The 18,631-nt window shown below is 71.9% G+C and carries 20 protein-coding genes; 14 read left to right on the top strand and 6 right to left on the bottom strand.

Going from position 1 to position 18,631, the window contains the following annotated elements; genetic code table 11:
- A partial coding sequence (recC, locus tag N799_RS06895) for an exodeoxyribonuclease V subunit gamma (RefSeq protein ID WP_036209910.1) occupies positions 1–2,333 on the bottom strand: 2,333 nt, incomplete at its 3' end.
- Positions 2,334–2,496: 163 nt separating this feature from the next.
- Here recC and N799_RS06890 point away from each other — a divergent pair.
- The 6 genes from N799_RS06890 (at position 2,497) to N799_RS06865 (ending at position 6,764) form a co-directional block, all read left to right on the top strand.
- Positions 2,497–3,285 (top strand): ABC transporter ATP-binding protein, encoded by a 789-nt coding sequence (locus N799_RS06890; protein ID WP_036209836.1) that lies wholly within the window; start codon positions 2,497–2,499, stop codon positions 3,283–3,285.
- Complete coding sequence (locus N799_RS06885; protein ID WP_036209832.1) at positions 3,285–4,034, top strand: MlaE family lipid ABC transporter permease subunit; 750 nt, start codon at positions 3,285–3,287, stop codon at positions 4,032–4,034. The genes N799_RS06890 and N799_RS06885 overlap by 1 nt, the downstream gene beginning before the upstream one ends.
- Before the next feature lie 6 nt (positions 4,035–4,040).
- Entirely contained in the window at positions 4,041–4,589 is a 549-nt protein-coding gene (mlaD, locus tag N799_RS06880) for an outer membrane lipid asymmetry maintenance protein MlaD (protein WP_036209831.1), read from the top strand.
- A 5-nt stretch (positions 4,590–4,594) separates the two neighbouring features.
- Positions 4,595–5,242 (top strand): MlaC/ttg2D family ABC transporter substrate-binding protein, encoded by a 648-nt coding sequence (locus N799_RS06875; protein WP_036209829.1) that lies wholly within the window; start codon positions 4,595–4,597, stop codon positions 5,240–5,242.
- A complete protein-coding gene (locus tag N799_RS06870) occupies positions 5,242–5,526 on the top strand; it encodes an STAS domain-containing protein (protein ID WP_036209827.1) in 285 nt (94 codons plus the stop codon). Before N799_RS06875 ends, N799_RS06870 begins: the two co-directional genes overlap by 1 nt.
- Before the next feature lie 62 nt (positions 5,527–5,588).
- Positions 5,589–6,764, top strand: coding sequence for an MlaA family lipoprotein (locus tag N799_RS06865; protein WP_081974766.1), 1,176 nt, complete (start codon positions 5,589–5,591; stop codon positions 6,762–6,764).
- A gap of 20 nt (positions 6,765–6,784) precedes the next feature.
- Here the strand turns inward: N799_RS06865 and N799_RS06860 are convergent, their stop codons facing one another.
- Positions 6,785–8,131 (bottom strand): DNA recombination protein RmuC, encoded by a 1,347-nt coding sequence (locus N799_RS06860; RefSeq protein ID WP_425476977.1) that lies wholly within the window; start codon positions 8,129–8,131, stop codon positions 6,785–6,787.
- A 111-nt stretch (positions 8,132–8,242) separates the two neighbouring features.
- Here N799_RS06860 and N799_RS06855 point away from each other — a divergent pair, with 111 nt between their 5' ends.
- On the top strand, positions 8,243–8,488 hold the full coding sequence (locus tag N799_RS06855) for a hypothetical protein (RefSeq protein ID WP_425476976.1): 246 nt from the start codon (positions 8,243–8,245) through the stop codon (positions 8,486–8,488).
- 107 nt (positions 8,489–8,595) lie between these two features.
- Here N799_RS06855 and N799_RS06850 read toward each other — a convergent pair whose 3' ends face one another.
- Complete coding sequence (locus N799_RS06850) at positions 8,596–9,765, bottom strand: class I SAM-dependent rRNA methyltransferase (RefSeq protein ID WP_036209825.1); 1,170 nt, start codon at positions 9,763–9,765, stop codon at positions 8,596–8,598.
- Positions 9,766–9,888: 123 nt separating this feature from the next.
- Here N799_RS06850 and N799_RS06845 point away from each other — a divergent pair, with 123 nt between their 5' ends.
- Together N799_RS06845 and N799_RS06840 are read left to right on the top strand one after the other, a co-directional pair.
- The gene (locus N799_RS06845; RefSeq protein WP_036209824.1) at positions 9,889–10,665 is read left to right on the top strand and encodes a rhomboid family intramembrane serine protease; all 777 of its coding nucleotides are present in this window, start codon (positions 9,889–9,891) and stop codon (positions 10,663–10,665) included.
- Between the two features lie 123 nt (positions 10,666–10,788).
- The gene (locus N799_RS06840; protein ID WP_036209823.1) at positions 10,789–11,814 is read left to right on the top strand and encodes a TIGR00266 family protein; all 1,026 of its coding nucleotides are present in this window, start codon (positions 10,789–10,791) and stop codon (positions 11,812–11,814) included.
- Between the two features lie 78 nt (positions 11,815–11,892).
- Here N799_RS06840 and N799_RS06835 read toward each other — a convergent pair whose 3' ends face one another.
- Entirely contained in the window at positions 11,893–12,378 is a 486-nt protein-coding gene (locus tag N799_RS06835; RefSeq protein WP_036209821.1) for an Lrp/AsnC family transcriptional regulator, read from the bottom strand.
- A gap of 148 nt (positions 12,379–12,526) precedes the next feature.
- On the opposite strand from N799_RS06835, the gene phhA reads away from it, so the two are divergent.
- Positions 12,527–13,414 carry a phenylalanine 4-monooxygenase gene (phhA, locus tag N799_RS06830; protein WP_036209819.1) on the top strand — a complete coding sequence of 296 codons (888 nt, stop codon included), beginning with the start codon at positions 12,527–12,529 and terminating at the stop codon, positions 13,412–13,414.
- Here the strand turns inward: phhA and N799_RS06825 are convergent.
- Together N799_RS06825 and N799_RS14345 are read right to left on the bottom strand one after the other, a co-directional pair.
- Positions 13,395–13,949 (bottom strand): DUF3592 domain-containing protein, encoded by a 555-nt coding sequence (locus N799_RS06825; protein WP_036209816.1) that lies wholly within the window; start codon positions 13,947–13,949, stop codon positions 13,395–13,397. The two genes, phhA and N799_RS06825, sit on opposite strands and share 20 nt — an antisense overlap.
- Positions 13,949–15,082 (bottom strand): DUF2141 domain-containing protein, encoded by a 1,134-nt coding sequence (locus N799_RS14345; RefSeq protein ID WP_052101320.1) that lies wholly within the window; start codon positions 15,080–15,082, stop codon positions 13,949–13,951. The genes N799_RS06825 and N799_RS14345 overlap by 1 nt, the downstream gene beginning before the upstream one ends.
- A gap of 146 nt (positions 15,083–15,228) precedes the next feature.
- On the opposite strand from N799_RS14345, the gene N799_RS06815 reads away from it, so the two are divergent.
- From N799_RS06815 to N799_RS06800, 4 genes are all read left to right on the top strand, one after another.
- Positions 15,229–16,335: a sensor histidine kinase gene (locus N799_RS06815; RefSeq protein WP_036209900.1), complete on the top strand. Its 1,107-nt coding sequence runs from the start codon at positions 15,229–15,231 to the stop codon at positions 16,333–16,335.
- Positions 16,332–16,976 carry a response regulator transcription factor gene (locus N799_RS06810; protein ID WP_036209813.1) on the top strand — a complete coding sequence of 215 codons (645 nt, stop codon included), beginning with the start codon at positions 16,332–16,334 and terminating at the stop codon, positions 16,974–16,976. Before N799_RS06815 ends, N799_RS06810 begins: the two co-directional genes overlap by 4 nt.
- A 129-nt stretch (positions 16,977–17,105) precedes the next feature.
- Positions 17,106–17,432, top strand: coding sequence for a hypothetical protein (locus tag N799_RS06805; RefSeq protein ID WP_036209810.1), 327 nt, complete (start codon positions 17,106–17,108; stop codon positions 17,430–17,432).
- A gap of 64 nt (positions 17,433–17,496) precedes the next feature.
- Positions 17,497–18,570 carry a class 1 fructose-bisphosphatase gene (locus N799_RS06800; RefSeq protein ID WP_036209806.1) on the top strand — a complete coding sequence of 358 codons (1,074 nt, stop codon included), beginning with the start codon at positions 17,497–17,499 and terminating at the stop codon, positions 18,568–18,570.
- Positions 18,571–18,631: the final 61 nt, after the last annotated feature.

Below are 18,631 nucleotides of genomic sequence, written 5' to 3'. Positions count from 1 at the left end.
CCGGCGCCGAACGCGGCCGGCGCGAACGGCTGCAGCGGCTGGCGCACCACCAGCGCCTCGCGCGCGGTGGCCGGGTCGGCGTGCTGGGCGGCGGCGGCGTCGAGCAGTTCGGCGACCAGCACCGACGGCTCGCGCTCGCTGCCGTCGCGCGCATCGGCGCCGAGGTAGCTCAGGTAGAACACGTCGCCGGCCGAGGCCAGCAGCTGCAGGAACAGGAAGCGGTCGTCCTCGCGCAGCGAGCGGTCGCCATGGCGCCGGCGCGGGCTGCCGAGCTCGGCGGTCAGCCGGTTGAGGCCGGCGGCCGGGTCGCGCCGCGGGTAGGCGCCGTCGTCGAGGCCGAGCACGCAGATCGCGCGGAACGGCAGCAGCCGCAGCGGCACCATGCGGGCAAAGCTGATGCCGCCGGTCAGCAGCGGCGCGCGGGTGTCGGCCTCGGCCAGCACCGCGGCGAAGTGCGCGCGCACCACCTCCGGCGCCAGCGGCGAGTCGTAGCCGGCGGCCGCGGCGCTGTCGGCGAACGCGCCGACCAGCTGGCGCAGGCGGTCGAGTGCGCGCTGGGTGGCCGGGTTGGCCGGCGGCGCCGGCAGCAGCGCATCGAGCAGGCCGAGCAGTCGTTCGCGCCACTGCAAAGGCGGCATCGCCTCGGCCAGCGTGCGCTCGTGGCGTTCGAGCGTGCGCAGCAGCCGCAACAGGGCGTCGAGCGCGTCGAGCGCGCCGCCCTCGAGTTGGGGCCACGGCGCCAGCACCTCGCCGGCGCCGGTCGCCAGCGGGGCGTCGTCGCCGGTGGCGTGCCCGAGCAGCAGCCGGTCGATCGCGAAGCGCCAGGTCCAGCCGTCGTCGGCCGGGGCGCCGTGACGCTGGCGGTGGCCGGCATCCAGCCCCCAGCGCACATCGGCGGCCTGCAGCCATTCGTGCAGGCGCTCCAGCGCGGCGGCGTCGAGGCCGGCGGCGGCGGCCAGCGGCGGGCTGGCGACGAGGTCGAGCACCTCGTGCAGGCCGAAGCGCGACACCGGCAGCGCCAGCAGCCGCAGGAACACCTCGGCCAGCGGCTCGCCGGCCAGCGGGCTGGCGTCGGCCAGTGCATACGGGATGAAGTCGGGCCGGCCCGCGCGGCCGCCGAACACCGCCTCGATGTACGGCACGTAGGGGTCGATGTCGGGCGCCAGCACGGCGATCTCGCGCGGCTGCAGCGGCGGGTCGAAGCGCGTGTCCTCGAGCAGGCCGCGCAGCTGGTCGTGCAGTACCTGCACCTCACGCAGGCGGGTGTGGCAGGCGTGCACCTGCAGGGTCGGGTCGTTGCGGTCGACCCTCTCGCGCAACGGCGCGCCGGGGGTGCCGCGGCGATGGAACAGGTCGCGTTGCAGGCGCTTGAGCAGGCCGTCGGCGAGCGGGTCGCCGGCGCGCGGCAGCGGCTCGGCGTAGGCCGGGACATCGCCGGCCGGATGCACCACCTCGTAGCTGCCGAGCACCGCCATGAAGTCGCGCCCGGCCGCGCCCCAGGCCTGCAGCAGCGGGTTGTCGGCGGACCCGTCGCGCAGGTCGCCGAAGACGTCCTCGCCGCCGCGCAGGCGCTCGCCGAGGGTCTGCAGGTCGCCCCAGTACTCGCGCGTCGGCGACGGCAGGTAGAAGTGCAGCGTACCGACCCGCGCCTGGGTCGCGACCACGCGCAGCACGTCGGGCGAGATGTTGAGGGTGGCGAACGCGAACAGCCGCGGCGGCAGCCCGGCCGGCAGCGGCGCGTCGTCGCCGGCGAAGCGCCGCAGGTAGTCGTCGATGCGCCGGGCGCGGTGGCGGCGGCCGCGGGCGACGTGGCGCCACAGCAGCGCCTGCGGCTCGCGCGGGTCGGCGCCGGCCTCCCAGTCCAGCAGCCAGTCGCGGCGCCAGGCCTGGTACTTCTCGAACACCGCCGCCAGCTCGCCGGCCAGGCCCCAGGCCTTGAGCGGATCGACGCCGGCGCCGGCATCGGCCGCCAGGTAGCGGCGCAACCCGGCCATCGCCGGCGCCCGCATCAGCGCGGGGTCGCCGAGCGCGGCCAGCAGGCGCCAGCGCAGCGCGTCGGCGTCGAGGTCCTCGCCGGCGCCGTCGACGTTGGCGTCCAGCGCGCGCCGGACAAGCTCGCCCGGGGTCAGGAACTCGAGGTTGGCGGCAACCCCGTGCGCCTGCGCCAGCGTCGCCTGCAGCCAGCGCCGCATCGCCACCTGCGGGATCAGCACGATGTCCGGCGCCAGCAGCGGCTGCCCCGGCGCCGCCGCGCGCAGCTCCTGCGCCAGCAGCCCGGCGAGGACGTCCAGCGAGTTGGAGTGGTACAGGCGGAAGTCGGGCGGGCTGGGCATCGCGGCCATCTTGCCGCAGCGCCGTCGCAGCCGGCGAGATCGCGGCGGGCGGTCGCGCGCCGGTGCTGCGATACTGTCGCGATTCAGCCAGCCGGCGCGATCCTGCGCGATTCCCGGCGTCCGGCGCCGGCCGGTCCACGCCAGCCGGTCCACAGGAGTCACGATGTCCGACCCCAGCCCCATCGTCCGCATTGCCGGCCTCCGCCTCGACCGCGGCGGTCGCACGGTGCTGCGCGACATCGACCTGGCCGTCCCGCGCGGGCACGTGGTGGCGGTGCTGGGGCCGTCGGGCAGCGGCAAGTCGACCCTGCTGGCGGCGCTGACCGGCGAGCTGGAGCCCGCCGCCGGCACGGTCGAGGTGCTCGGCCGGCCGGTGCCGCGCAACACCCGCGCATTGCTGGAGTTGCGCAAGGGCATCGGCGTGCTGCTGCAGGGCAACGGCCTGCTGACCGACCTGACCGCCGCCGAGAACGTCGCCCTGCCGCTGCGCACGCACACGAAATTGCCGAAACCCGTCATCGACCGGCTGGTGCGGATGAAGCTGCACGCGGTCGGCCTGCGCGCCGCCGCCGACGCCTTCCCGCGCGAGCTGTCGGGCGGCATGGCGCGCCGCGTCGCGCTGGCCCGCGCGCTGGCGCTGGATCCGCCGCTGATGATCTACGACGAACCGCTGACCGGACTCGACCCGATCGCCAGCGGCGTGGTGATGGAGCTGGTGCGCAAGCTCAACGACAGCCTCGGCCTGACCAGCATCGTGGTCACCCACCACGTCCACGAAACCCTGCCGGTGGCCGACCACGCGATCGTGATTGCCAATGGCGGGATCGTGTTCTCCGGCACGCCGGACGCACTGCAGGCCAGCACCGATCCGCTGGTGCGGCAGTTCCTCGACGGCCAGCCGGACGGGCCGATTCCGTTCGACGCCGCCCCCCGCAACGCAGAGGCCGCCTGATGCCGTTTGTCGCCGCCACCCGCTCGGTCGGACGCGCCGGCCTGTTCACCCTGTCGGTGATCCGCGCCTCGCGCCCGGGCGCGGACCTGTTCCGCGAGTTCGTCCGCGAGATCTACAAGATCGGCGCGCGCTCGCTGCCGATCATCGCCGTCGGCGGCGCCTTCGTCGGCCTGTCGATCACGCTGCTGGGCTACCGCGCGCTCGACACCTACGGCGCCTCCAGCCAGATCAGCGCGCTGGTCGGCCTCGGCCTGTACCGCGAGCTGGCGCCGGTGCTGACCGCGCTGCTGTTCATCGGCCGCGCCGGCAGCTCGATCGCCGCCGAACTGGGCCTGATGCGCGCGACCGACCAGATCACCGCGCTCGGCCTGATGGCGATCGACCCGGTCGGCAAGGCGGTGGCGCCGCGGTTCTGGGCCGCGGTGCTGTGCGTGCCGCTGCTGACCGGGTTCTTCTGCAGCCTGGCGCTGTCGGCCAGCTACTTCGAGGCGGTCCACGTGATCGGCATCGACGCCGGCGTGTTCTGGCAGGTGCTGCGCGACAGCGTCGATTTCGTCGACGACTTCGGCATGGCGCTGGTCAAGTCGGCGGTGTTCGGCGCGGTCGCGGCGCTGGTCGCGGCCTATGTCGGCTTCCACGCCGAGCCGACCATCGAGGGCACCTCGGTGGCGACCACCAAGGCGGTGGTCAACGCCTCGCTGCTGGTGCTGATGTTCAACTTCGTCATGTCCGCGTTGCTTTTCAGGTAACTACCTATGTCCTCCCGCGCACCCCGTATCGAATTCGCCGTCGGCGCCTTCCTGCTGCTGGCGCTGGCCTCGCTGCTGGTGCTGGCGATCGCCTCCACCAACGGCAAGTTCGGCCTTGGCGGCAACCACTACGAGATCACCGCGCGCTTCACCAACCTCGGGCCGCTGCGCACCAACGCGCCGGTCAAGGTCGGCGGCGTCGCGATCGGCCACGTGTCCGGCATCACGCTGGACCCGGTCAAGCTCGACTCGGTGGTCACCCTGGCGATCGACGAGCGCTATTCCGACCTGCCGGCCGACACCAGCGCGGCGATCCTGACCTCCGGCCTGTTGGGTGAAAGCTACGTCGGCCTGCAGCCCGGCGGCGACCCGGAACCGCTCAGGCCCGGCGACTCGATCTTCCTGACCCAGTCCTCGGTCGACCTGATCCAGATGGTCGGCAAGTACATGTTCAGCGGCGGCGCGGACAATACGTCCGATCCTGCCGGCGAGGCGGCCGACGACGCCGTGCCCGCCTACCTGCAGGAAAGCGGTACCGACCTTCCCACGGAATGAAGCCCATGAAGCGCAACCTCATCGCCCTGTTCGTCTCCGCCGCGCTGCTGGCCGCCGCGCCCGCGACGGTGCTCGCCCAGCCGCAGGCCGCTTCGGCCGCCAGCACCGTGTCGCCGAGCAAGCTCGTGCTCGACAACTCGACCCGCATCCTGACCACGCTGGAAGAGCGCCGTGACGAGTTCCGCGCCGACCGCGGCGCGCTGCGCACGTTCATCGCCAGCGAGTTCGACAACATGTTCGACCGCACCTACGCCGCCCGGCTGGTGCTCGGCCGCCACGGCCGCGGCGCCTCCGACGCCGAGGTCGGCAAGTTCGCCGACGCCCTGGCCAACAGCCTGATGGCGCGCTATGGCTCGTCGCTGCTGGACTTCAACAGCCAGCTGAAGGTGCGGGTGAAGTCCGAGACCCCGCTGCGCGGCGGCGCGATGGTCAAGGTGTCCAGCGAGTTCCTGCGCGAGGGCGGCGAGCCGGTTCCGGTCGACTACCTGCTGCGCCGGAACGGCAACGACTGGAAGGTGTTCGACGTGATGGTCGAGGGGGTCAGCTTCGTGCAGACCTTCCGCAACCAGTTCGACGGCCCGCTGTCGCGGCAGTCGATCGCCGAGGTCGCCGCGCAGCTGGAAACCGGCAAGCTCAAGGCCGGTACCGACTGATGGCCGGCGCCGCGACGGTCACCCGCGAGGGCGACGCGCTGGTGTTCGGCGGCGTGCTCGACCGCGCCGCGGTGGCCGCCGCGTGGACCGCGGCGCGACCGTTGCTGGCCGGCGCCCGCCGGCTCGACCTGAACGCGGTCCCGTCGCTCGACAGCGCTGGCCTGGCGCTGCTGGCCGAGCTGGCCGCGCAGCTGCCGGACGCACGCATCGACGGCAGCCCGGCCGGCCTCGCCGAGCTGCGCGCGGCCTACCGGCTCGACCCCGCGCTGGGCTTCGCCGGCTGACGGAACGCAGCATCCCTGCCGCCGGCGTGGCCGGGGGCGGCTGTGCCCACTAGACTTCACCCATGCGCCCCCACGCCCCCAACACCCCGGTCCCGGTGGCCGGACACGATGCTGCGCCGGCCGTGCGCGCCGCGCTGCTGACCGCCCTGCTCGCGCTGGCGACCGTTGCCGGCTGCGCCTCGACCGGTCCCGCGGTTCCGGCGGCGCCATCCGCAGGCTTCGACGCCGCCGACCCGGCAGCCGCGCCGCTGGCTGGTGACACGCCCACCGCGACGGTCGCCACCGACACCGCATCCGTCGCTGGCGATACCGAGCCGGGTGCCGCCACCGTTGATGGCAGCGCGGCGTCCGATCCGCTCGATCCTGCGAGCACTGGAACCATCGAACCCGATCCCACCGCCGCGACCGCCGGCGCCACCCTCGACGCAACCGCCCCCGCGCCGACCCAGGCCGAACTCGACTACGCCGCGCTCTACGGCGAGCCCGTCTACAACCCGGTCGCCGACCCGACCCTGCCGCCGCCGGCCACCGTCACCCACGCCTACGACCCCTGGGAGCGCTACAACCGGCGCATGCACCGCTTCAACAACGCGGTCGACCGCACCGTCGCCCGGCCGCTCGCGCGCGCCTACGTCGCGGTGGTGCCGCGACCGGTCCGGCTGGGGGTCAGCAACTTCTTCAGCAACCTCGGCCAGCCGGTGTCGGCGGTCAACGCGCTGCTGCAGGGCAAGCCCAGGCAGGCCGCGCACGCGATCGGCCGGTTCCTGCTCAACAGCACGCTCGGCATCGGCGGCATCTTCGACCCGGCCAGCGACGCCAGGCTGTCGCGCCGCAGCGAGGACTTCGGCCAGACCCTCGGCACCTGGGGCTGGGAGAACTCGCGCTACGTCGAGCTGCCGCTGTTCGGCCCGCGCACCGTGCGCGACGTGTTCGGCATGGTCGGCGACGCGCCGCTGAGCCCGCTGCGCCAGATCAGCGACGACGCCACCCGGATCCCGCTGCAGGGCCTGCAGCTGGTCGACGTGCGCACCCAGCTGCTGGCCACCGACAGCCTGCGCGAAGGCGCGGCCGACGACTACGCGCTGGTGCGCGACGCCTGGATGCAGCGCCGCCAGTACCAGATCTTCGGCGACCGCGTCGAGGCCGGCGACGAAACCGCGCTGCCCGACTACCTGCAGGACGACAGCCTGCCGCTGGTCCCCGCCGGCGCGGTGCCGGTGATGCCGACCGACGGTTGAGGCGGACGGGGAGCGAAGGCTCAGGCGTCTTCGTCGCCGACGCCGGCCTCGTCCAACTCGAGCAGCTCCAAACTCTCACCGCCGGAAAGCTGCTCCACCCCCCGCAGCTTGCGTTCGATCGCGCGGGTACGTACCCCGGTCTGCTTGATGCTGTTCTGCACAGTGGTGAGCTGCGATGCCGCCTTCTCAAGCACCGTGGCGAACTTGCCAAACTCCGTCTTGACCGCACCCAGCACCTGCCACACCTCACTGGAACGCTTCTCGATCGCCAGTGTGCGAAAGCCCATCTGCAAGCTGTTGAGCAATGCAGTTAGCGTGGTCGGTCCGGCCAGTACAACCCGGTATTCACGCTGGAGCGTGTCCACCAGGCCCGGACGACGAATGGTCTCGGCGTACAACCCTTCCGTGGGCAGGAACATCACCGCGAAATCGGTCGTGTGCGGCGGGGCCACGTACTTTTCGCAGATCGACTTCGCCTGAGACCGGATCGCGCGCTCCAGTTGAGCTGCGTGGCTGCGTGCCGCTTCCGCCTCCCCACGCTCTTGCGCGTCGATCAGGCGCTCGTAATCCTCGCGCGGAAACTTGGCGTCGATCGGCAGCCACAGCGGTGCTTCGTCGTCACGGCGACCGGGCAGGCGTATGGCGAAGTCGACCGCTTCGCCACTGTCGGGTTTGACCCGTACGCTGCGGCCATATTGCTCGGCGACAAGGGTTTGCTCGAGGATGGACTCCAGCTGCACCTCTCCCCAGCCGCCTCGGTTCTTGACGTTGGTCAGAACACGCTTGAGGTCACCGACCCCCGTTGCCAGCTGCTGCATTTCACCGAGGCCACGTTGCACCTGTTCGAGCCGCTCCGACACCAGCCTGAAGGATTCCCCCAGCCGCGTCTCCAGGGTGCTTTGCAGCTTCTCGTCGACGGTTGCGCGCATCTGTTCGAGCTTTGCGGCGTTGTCGGCCTGCAATTTCTGCAGTTGTTGTTCAAGCGTGGCACGCATCTCACCAATGCGCAGTTCGTTGCGCTGTGTCAGCTCAGCCAGCTTATTCCCAAGTGCGTCGCTGGAGCGCTGTTGCAAGTCGGCACCTTCCGCGCGCGCCTTGCGCGCGTCGTCGATCAGCGCTTCGCGCAACAGGTCGAGCCGTTGATCAGTACGCAAAGTCAGCTCGGCAAGGTTGCGGCCGAAGCCGTCGATGCGACTCTCCTGCTGTCCCGACAGACTGTCTAGTTGCTGCCGAAGCTCGGCGCGCCCTTGCCGTTGCTCTTCCCGCAACGCCTGTTCCAGACGATTGCGGTGTGTCTCGAGCAATGCGTCGGGCTTGCGCAGCAGCAACGCAACCAGCAGCACGATGGCGACCAGCAGCGCCGCCATCACCAGGACAAGCAGGATCGGGGTGTTCATGCGGCCAGTGTAAGTCCGGTCCATCTCGGTGGCTGCGACCGGCTCGCGGCGTCTTCATGCGGCGGCGTGGAACGTGTCGCGATGGACCGCGCGCTGCCAACGATGACGCCGTACGCCAACCGCAGCGGCGACTCCGGGGTGGTCGCCTACGCGCTGGTGGGCGATGCGATCGTGGTCGAGTTCGACGGCGGGGCGCTTTATCTCTACGACGACGTGCGGCCCGGCGCCGCCCAGGTGCGGCGGATGCGCGCGCTGGCACGGGCGGGGCGCGGGTTGAGCGGCTATATCAGTCGGGAAGTGGTCGGCTACCGGGCGCGGCTGGAGTGAGCCGCATCCGGTTTTTGCGGGAGCGACGCGAGTCGCGACCCGCCGGCCTTCCGGTTGATGTACAGGTCGCGACTCACGTCGCTCCTACACGGGCACGGACCGCGCGTTCAGTCCAGCAGCTGGCAGAACACCGCCTTCAGGTAGCGCGATTCCTGCGCCTGCGCCAGGAACGGGTGGTCGGCGCCGGCGCCGGCGACCTTCAGCACCTGCACCGTCCGGTTGGAGTAGAACGCCGCGCGCCGCAGCATGTCGAGGAACTGCTCCTCGCTGACCAGCCCGGTGCACGAGAACGTCGCGAACAGGCCGCCGGGCTTGACCACCGACATCGCCAGCCTGTTCATGTCGAGGTACTTCTTCAGCGCCGGGATCACCTGCTCGCGGTCGCGGGTCATCTTGGCCGGATCGAGGATCACCACGTCGTAGCGCTCGCCGGCGTTGGCCGCGTCGCGCAGCCACGGGAAGATGTCGGCCTGCACGAACCGCGGGCGCACGTTGTTTAGCTTCGCGTTGCCCTTGGCGATGTCGATCACGTCGGCGTCGATGTCGACGCCCACCACCTCCTCCGCCCCGCGCACCGCCGCGTACACCGCGAACCCGCCGGTGTTGCAGCACAGGTCGAGCACGCGCTTGCCGGCGACGTGCCGGCTCAGCCACTGGCGGTTCTCGCGCTGGTCGGCGAAGAAGCCGGTCTTGTGCGCACCGGCCGGGTCGGCGCGGAACTTCACCCCGTATTCGGTGATCACCGCGGGCCGGGCCGGCTCGCTGCCGCGGAAATCGAACGACTCCTGCTTCTGCACGTGCTCGTCGGCGAAGGCGTGGAAGCGGCAGCCGGGGAACTGCGCGCGCAGCGCGTCCATGATCCATTCGCGGTGGCGGAACGCGCCGGCGCTGAAGTACTCCAGCACCAGCAGGTCGGCGTAGCGGTCGACCACCAGCCCGCTGATGCCGTCGCCCTCGCTGTGGAACACGCGCCAGGCGTCGGAGACCTCGTCGAGCTTCAGCACCTCGCGCCGCAGCTCGACCGCGGCGGCGATTTTGCGGTGGAACCATTCCGCATCGATCACCGCGTCCGGGTCGCTGTCGAGCATCCGCAGGGCGATGCGCGAATGGCCGTTGTAGAAGCCGCGGCCGATCCACGCGCCGTCCACCCCGACCACGTCGACGATGCTGCCGGGCCTGGGCCGCTGCGCGGGCTTGTCGACCAGGCGCTGGAAGATCCACGGGTGGGTCGATTTCCAGGCGTTCTTGAGACGGACGGTGGGGAGCTCGCTGTTCATCGCGCCATTCTACGCGGCGCCACCGGCGCGGCCGTCGCCCGGGTGGCACCGGCCCACCGCCGGGACGCGCCGTCCCGCCGGCGCGCCATTGGCAAGCGCGGCGGCCGGCACCATGTCGGCTCCATGCACCTTCCCGACGACGCCCACCCGACCGACCCCAAGGCCCAGCGTGCGGCCGACCGCCGCCGCTGGCTGCGCGCGTTCAACCTCAGCCTCGGCTTCGTGCTGGTGCTGCTGGTGGTGTTCAGCGTCCAGGGGGCGGTCGATCTGCGCGGCTGGACCGTGCAGCCGTGGTCGACCGCCGGCCTGCAGGGGCTGCTCGGCGCGCCGCTGCTGCACGGCTCGTTCGACCACCTCGCCGCCAACGCGATCGCCCTGCTGATGCTCGGCACCCTCGCGACGGGTCTGTACCCGCGCGCGACGCTGCGCGCACTGCCGCTGGCCTGGCTCGGCTCCGGCCTCGGTGCCTGGCTGCTGGGCGACCCTGGCAGCCACCACCTCGGCGCCAGCGGGCTGACCCACGGGCTGGGGTTCCTCGTGTTCGGCCTCGGCCTGCTGCGCCGCGACCGCCCGGCGATCGCCGGCGCGATGATCGCGTTCTTCCTCTACGGCGGCATGCTGCTGACCGTGCTGCCGCAGGAGCCCGGCGTGTCCTGGCAGGCCCACCTCGGCGGCGCCGTCGGCGGCGCGCTGGCCGCGCTGCTGTGGCGGCGCGCCGATCCGCAGGCGCCGCGGCGCCGCTACAGCTGGGAGATCGAGGAGGAGCAGGCGGCCGAGGCCACCGCCCGACGCGGCAACGACCCGCTGGAACCCCCGTCGCCGCACGAGGTGCCGGTGCTGTGGACGCGACCGCCGGAGCAGGAGACGGGGACGGTGCTGCCGTTCCGGCGGCGCGAGTGAGGCGCCGCCGGCGGGCGCCTCGCGGATTGTGGCTCGTGCCGCCCCCGCCCCTTCCGGCATACGCGCCGGCCGGCGGCGGGCCCTAGACTCGTTCACTCATCCGGACAACGACAGGGAATTCGCATGGAACGTTGGTACTTCAGCGCCGGCAGCAACAGCCCGCGGGTCGGCCCACTCGACGACAACGCCGCCCGCGCCCACGCGCAGCAGCACCCCGAGGACTACTGCTGGCGCGAGGGCTTCGCCGACTGGCAGCCGGTCGGCAACGTCGCTGAACTAGAAGTCCCTCGCGGCGCCGGCGGCCCGCCCGGGATGCCGCCGATGCCGTCCACCGGCACCGGCCGCGGCCGCGACGACGAGATCGACTTCCGCATCGTCGGCGCCGACATGCAGTTCGTCGAAGTCGAGCTCGACCCCGGCGAAAGCGCCATCGCCGAGGCCGGCTCGCTGATGTACAAGGACGCCGCGGTGCAGATGGACACGGTGTTCGGCGACGGCCGAAGCTCCGGCCAGGGCGGCGGCTTCATGGACAAGCTGATGTCCGCCGGCAAGCGCGTCATCACCGGAGAAAGCCTGTTCACCACCGTCTTCACCCATTCCGGCTCCGGCAAGGGCAAGGTCGCGTTCGCCGCGCCCTACCCCGGCACCGTGATGGCGATGAAGCTGGCCGACCACGGCGGCCGCCTGATCTGCCAGAAGGACAGCTTCCTCGCCGGCGCCCGCGGCGTGCAGGTCGGCATCCACTTCCAGCGCAAGATCCTGACCGGCCTGTTCGGCGGCGAGGGCTTCATCATGCAGAAGCTCGAGGGCGACGGCTGGGTGTTCGTGCACGCCGGCGGCACGGTCGTGGAGTACGACCTCAAGCCCGGCGAGCGGCTCGACGTCGACACCGGCTGCGTGATGGCGTTCCACGCCGGCGTCGACATGGACGTACGCCCCGTCGGTGGCATCAAGAGCATGCTGTTCGGCGGCGAGGGCGTGTTCCTCGCCACCCTGACCGGGCCGGGCAAGGTCTGGCTGCAGTCGCTGCCGTTCTCGCGCATGGCCGGGCGGATGCTGGCGGCGGCGCCGGGCGGTGGCGGCAAGGACCGTGGCGAAGGCTCGGTGCTCGGCGGGCTCGGCCGGATGCTGGACGGCGACGGCTTCTGAGTCGCACAAGGCGGGTGCCGGTGGGACGCATCCCCCGCCGGCGCCCCGTCAACGCCGGCCGCAGCGCCGGTGGGCCGGTCAGCCTGACGACCGCGCCGGCAGCGGCAGCCCGCGGAACGCCTTCACCGTGCGCAGCACGAAGCTGGAATTGACGTCGTCGACCCCGGCCTGGTTGAGCAGCCGGTCCAGCAGGAAGCGCGAGAAGTGCTCCAGGTCGCGCACCACCACGTGCAGCAGGTAGTCCATGTCGCCGGTCAGCGCGTGGCAGGCGACCACCTCGTCCCAGGTGTTGACGAACTCGCCGAAGGCGGCGATCGCGGCGCTGTCGTGGTGGTTCAGCTGGACGCGGACGAAGGCCTGCAGGCCGAGGCCGAGCCGCTCGGGATCGACCTCGGCGCGGTAACCGGCGATCACCCCGTCGCGCTCCAGCCGCTGCACTCGGCGCAGGCAGGCAGACGGTGACAGGTTGACCCGCTCGGCCAGCTCGGCGTTGGTCTGGCGCCCGGCCCGCTGCAGCTGGTCGAGGAGGAGGACGTCGGTGCGGTCGAGGCTGATGGTTGGCATGGAATGCGGTGCTTCCGGATCGATACGCAACGATGTTGCATCCACCGGCACATATCGCGCAACAAAGCAACCGCGTTGCGTCCCAACCCCGTTAGATTGGAGGACTGACCGCGCCCCGGCGCCCACACGTCCGCAGGAGACCCACGCCATGGAATCGCCCAAGCGCGTCGAATCGCAACTCACCGACAAGGGCTACGTCCCGGTCTACACCACCGCCGTGGTCGAGCAGCCGTGGGACGACTACAGCGACACCGACCACCGGGTCTGGGCGCAGCTGTTCGAGCGCCAGAAGGCGATCCTGCCCGGCCGCGCCAGCGACGAGTTCCTTGCCGCCCTCGCCGCGATGGAAATGACCCCGGACCGGATCCCGAAGTTCGACGACCTCAACCCGATCCTGCGCGCCGCCACCGGCTGGGAACTGGTCGGCGTGGAGGGCCTGCTGCCCGAACTCACCTTCTTCGACCACCTCGCCAACCGCCGCTTCCCGGTGACCTGGTGGATCCGCAAGCCCGAGCAGCTGGACTACCTGTCCGAGCCGGACCTGTTCCACGACCTGTTCGGCCACGTGCCGCTGCTGATGAACCCGGTGTTCGCCGACTACATGGCCGCCTACGGCCGCGGCGGGGTGAAGGCGCACGGCATCGGCGAGGACGCGCTGGTCAACCTGACCCGGCTGTACTGGTACACGGTCGAGTTCGGCCTGATCCGGCAGAAGGACGGCCTGCGGATCTACGGCAGCGGCATCGTGTCGAGCAAGGGCGAATCGATCCACTGCCTGGAGAGCGACGCGCCCAACCGGATCGGTTTCGACCTGGAGCGGATCATGCGCACCCGCTACCGCATCGACACCTACCAGAAGACCTACTTCGTGATCGACAGCTTCGAGCAGCTGATGGACGCGACCCGGCCGGACTTCGCGCCGATCTATGAAACGCTGGCGCAGCTGGACTCGATCCCCGCCGGCGACGTGCTCGATACCGACAGCGTCTACAACCGCGGCACCGGCGAGGGCTGGCTCAACGACGGCGACGTCTGAGCTTCGCCAGCACCCGCGCCGCAGCCGCGGGGTCGCGATGCAGGCCGCGCGGGATGACCGCAGCGTGCGGCATCCCTGCCCCCCGGGCCGCGGCACGATGGCCGAGCGCGCCAGCGCCGAGGAAGCCGAGGCCGAACAGGGCAAACCCGGCCGGCAGACCCCAGATCTCCCCCGCGTCATCGATCCGCTGCGCCACCGTGCCGTCGGCCAGCCGCTGGTAGCGCACCGGGATCCGCTCGCCGACCGCCGGCAGGTCGGATTCGCTCTGCGCGATGTTGCCGGCGAACCGGTGCAGCCCACCCTCCCGGTCCCGGTACTCGACCACCGCGACGAGTTTTGGATCGAAGCGGCCCCGCTTGCGCGGACCGTTGCCGTTGATCGCGCCGTGGTGGTCGACCACTTCGCCGATCGCCGCCGTGCTGCTGGACACGAACAACCCGGCCGCGGCCAGTAGCAGCGCCCCCAGCGCCGACGCCAGCGCGCCGATCAGCAGCCAGCCCCACGCCATCGCCCGCAGGCCGCGGCTGCCCGCCATCACTTCATCCGCACGCTGATGCGCGCCCCGTCGGCCGGCAGCTCGAACGCGATGCGGTCGAAGCCGGGCCGGCCGAACAGCACCGGGTTGTTGGAAAAACCGTAGTCGTCCTTGGGGATGCCCAGCGCGCTGACATCGAACCTGCCGTTGGCGTTGGTGTCGTGCAGCACCACCACCGCGTAGCGACCCGGCGCAAGGCCGGTGAAGCGCGCCTGCAAGCGGGTGCCGCCGTCGGGGTACACGCGCTGCAGCGGCACCACCGGCCGGCCGCCGTCCCAGCCCTCGGCGCTGTCGTAGACGAACGCGGTCAGCCGCCCCTTCTGTGATCCGACGTCCTCGATGTCGATGACGAGCTCGGCCGCGCGTGAGGGCGACGCGGCCAGCCCGAGTGACAGCAGCACCGCCACGGCGGTGGTGCCGGGCACGCGCAGGCGCTTCCCGGCCGGTGGCGCCGCCGCGGAGGCGGTCCGCGCCGGCCGCGCGTGGCGGCGGTCGAGCCAGATGTTGGTGGCGACGGCCAGCAGCACCGGCACGAACCAGCCGGCCAGGTAGGCCGCGCTGCCGACCACCTCCGGCAGCAGCCGCGGCAGTCCCAGCGCAAGGAACGCGACGTGGGTGGCCGCACCATTGGCGACCATCGCCCCGTAGTGCTCCTGCAGCCACCAGTTCGGCCGCGCCGGCATCACCCGGCGGCGGCGCCACATGTCGACGCCGGTGAACACGCCGACCAGCGAGAACGCGGTCAGCAGTGTGCTCCCGACCGACAGCCCGAGCACCAGCACGGCAAGCCCCGCCAGCGGGTTGGCGACCGCCAGCAACGCGTGGAGGCGACCGAAGTAGGTTGCCGCCGAGGCCCGGTCGCGGATCGCGCGCCACGACAGCCACACCGAAGTCGATACCAGCAGCAGCAGGTAGGCGAGGAAGGCCGCGCCGACCGGCTGGCCGCCGAGCGCGCGCGCAAGCGTAAGCGGCACGCCGGTCACGATCACCGCGACCATCGCCAGCAGGTAGACCTGCCCGGCCCGGCGGTGGTGGTGGCTGCCCTTGCGCAGCGCGGCGGCAGTCCAGAACGCAAGCAGCGCCGCGGTTCCGGCGACGGCATGCGGCAGGGCGAAGGCGGACAGGGCTTCCATGGCGGCGGCTCCGTTGAAGGTGCCGCCAGCGTCGCGCGGGGGTCACTCCAGCCGCAGTCCCGACGGTCACCGGTTCGACCTGCCGGAAGTCATTTTCTGGTGCCGATGCATTGCGCCGCTGCGCGCGCGCGGCCAGCATCCGCCGCATGGAACTGTTGCGCGCACTCACCCAGCCACTGGTGCTGGCCGGACTGGTCACCTGGGCCGCGGTCGCGCTCGGGCTGCCGATGGAGCAGTCGGGCCGGCCGGCGCTGATGTGGTCGCTGGCGCTGGCCTACCTGGTCGGGTTCGTCGCGATCGACGTGCTGCCGGGGCGCTGGCAGCAGCGCCTGCGGATGCCGTTGCTGGCGCTGCAGGCGGCCTGCGCGCTGGCGCTGGTGTGGCTGGCCCCGCGCGGCGGCACTGCGCCGGTGCTGCTGGTGGTGCTGGTGGCGCAACTGGCGATGGCGCTGCCGCCGCGGGTGACGGTGCCGGCGGTGGTGGTGCTCAACGTCGCGCTGTACCTGCTGCTGCGCGAGGCCGGCTACACGCAGCCACTGCTGGTCACCACGCTGTATGTCGGGTTCCAGGCCTTCGCCGCGCTGACCGCGCACTATGCCCGCACCGCCGAGGCCTCGCGCGACGCGCTGGCAGCGGTCAATGCCGACCTGCTGGCGACCCGTGCGCTGCTGGCCGACAGCGCGCGCAGCAACGAGCGGCTGCGGGTCGCACGCGAACTGCACGATGTCGCCGGCCACAAGCTGACCGCGCTCGGCCTCAACCTGCGACTGCTGGAGGCCGACCCGGCGCTGCGCATGCGCGACGAGCTGCGCACCTGCCGCACGCTGGCCGGCGAGCTCCTCGGCGACCTGCGCAACCTGGTCGCGGCGATGCGCCACGACGACGGCCTCGACCTCGCCACCGCCCTGCATGCCCTCGCCGCGCCGCTGCCGAAACCATCGCTGCACCTGCGGATCGACCCGACCGCCAGGGTGACCGATCCGGCCGTGGCCGAGGCGATCGTGCGCACCGTGCAGGAGGCGCTGACCAACGCCGCCCGCCACGCCGGCGCCGAGCGGCTGACGGTCGCGCTGGACCGTGAGGGCAACACCCTGCACCTGCGGATCGACGACGACGGTCGCCTGCACGGGCCGCTGCGCGAGGGCAACGGCCTGGCCGGCATGCGCGAGCGGCTGGCCACGCTTGGCGGCCGGCTGGCGCTGTCGACCGGTGACGCCGGCGCACTGCGGATCGATGCGGAGATCCCGGCGTGAACCCGCCGGCTGACTCCCTGCAGGTGGCGCTGGCCGATGACCAGGCGCTGGTGCGCGCCGGCCTGCGCGCCCTGCTGCAGCAGCAGGGCATCGTCATCGCGGTCGAGGCCGACGACGGCGGGTCGCTGCTGGCGCAGTTGCCGGACCACCCGGTCGACGTCGTCCTGAGCGACGTGCGCATGCCCGGCGTCGACGGCATCGAGGCGCTGCGGCGGCTGCGCGCACGCGGCGACGCGACCCCGGTGCTGCTGCTGACCACCTTCGACGAACCCGACCTGCTGCTGCAGGCGGCCGAGGCCGGCGCCCAGGGTTTCCTGCTGAAGGATGCCGCGCCGGAGGACCTGCGCGCGGCCATCGAGGCGGTGGCCGGCGGCGCCAGCCTGTTGCAGCCGGTCAGCACCGACCCGATCCGCTCGCGCTACCGCTACCACGCCGACGACGCGCCGAAGGAGCGCTTCAGCGAACGCGAGGTCGCGATCCTGCGCCTGCTTGCCGGTGGCTACTCCAACAAGGAGATCGCCCGCGCGATGTTCCTCGCCGAGGGCACGGTCAAGAACTACGTCTCGGTGATCCTCGAAAAGCTCGACAGCCGCGACCGCACCCGCGCGGTACTCAAGGCGATCACGCTGCGGGTGATCTGAGCCGCGCGCTACGGTCGCCGCGCGGCTGAACGGGGTGTTCATCGATCCTGCACCGGGCGGTCACGGCCGCGCGCCGATGATGGGCGGGCTGCATTGCGACACCCTCCCCGATCTCACTCCCTGCGACCGATGCTGATCAAGCTGCGCCCGATGAACTTCTCCGCCGACGAACTGCAACTGGAACTGGACCGCACCGGCGCCACCATCGCGCTGGCCCGCCGCCGTGCCGGCGCCGGCCCCGAGGCGGCGATCGAGCGCCAGCTGGACGCGCACGGCCGCAGCCTGCGGGCGATGCTCGACGCCGACGGCGCACTGCTGGTCGACGACGCGATCGACGCCGCCAAGCGCGTCATGGACGCCGCCGACCCGGCCGCGCCGCTGCTGATGCTGGACCTGGCCGAGGCCAACCTCGCCACCGTCGTCCGGCGCCGCCGCAGGGACCGCGACGCGGCCTGAAACCCCGGCACTGCCGGCGGGCGCGGCTTACAATCGGCGGTCCGCCGCCACCCGCAGAGCCGCCATGACCGCACGCCCGTCCACCCCCTGTTCGCTGACCCGTTTCCTGATCGAGGAGCAGCGCGCCGGCCACCTCGGCCCGGACCTGCGGCTGCTGGTGGAAGTGGTCGCGCGCGCGTGCAAGTCGATCTCGATCGCGGTCGGCAAGGGCGCCCTCGGCGGCGTGCTCGGCGAGGCCGGCAGCCCCGGCGCCGCCAGCGTCAACGTGCAGGGCGAGGCGCAGAAGAAGCTCGACGTCATCGCCAACGACGTGCTGATGGAAGCCAATGCCTGGGGCGGCCACCTCGCCGGCCTTGCGTCGGAGGAGATGGACCACAGCCAGCCGATCACCGACTTCGGCGTCGACGGCCTGCCGCGCGGCGACTACCTGCTGCTGTTCGACCCGCTCGACGGCAGCTCCAACATCGACGTCAACGTCTCGGTCGGCACCATCTTCTCGGTGCTGCGCTGCCCCGAGGGCGTCGCCGTGCCGGCCGACGAGCACTACCTGCAGCCGGGCACCGAGCAGCTGGTCGCCGGCTACTGCGTGTACGGCCCGCAGACCACGCTGGTGCTGACCGTCGGCCACGGCACCCACGCCTTCACCCTGGACCGCGAGATCGGCAGCTTCATCCTGACCACGCGCAACATCCGCATCCCGGAGCAGACCGCCGAGTTCGCGGTCAACATGTCCAACCAGCGCCACTGGCAGCCGCCGATGCAGGCCTACATCAACGACCTGCTGGCCGGAAAGACCGGCCCGCGCGGCAAGGACTTCAACATGCGCTGGATCGCCAGCATGGTCGCCGACGTGCACCGGATCATGACCCGCGGCGGCATCTTCAGCTATCCGCTGGACGCCAAGTGCGAGGCCAAGGGCGGCAAGCTGCGGCTGATGTACGAAGCCAACCCGATGGCGTTCCTGGTCGAGCAGGCCGGCGGCGCCGCCAGCACCGGGCGCGGCCGGATGATGGAGGTGCAGCCGACCGGCCTGCACCAGCGCGTGCCGGTGTTCCTCGGCTCGAAGGGCGAGGTCGAGGCGGCGGTCGGCTACCACCACGCGCATGACCGCGCCACCGCGGAGCCGGTCGCCGGCTGAAACCGCTGAACACCACTCGACGCACCGGCTGACCGTTTGCGGCGGCCGGCTGCGTTGGATC

The organism is Lysobacter arseniciresistens ZS79, from assembly GCF_000768335.1.
Lineage (GTDB): Bacteria > Pseudomonadota > Gammaproteobacteria > Xanthomonadales > Xanthomonadaceae > Novilysobacter > Novilysobacter arseniciresistens.
Note: the sequence above shows the minus strand (reverse complement) of the source record. Positions and strands in the feature narration are given on the sequence as shown.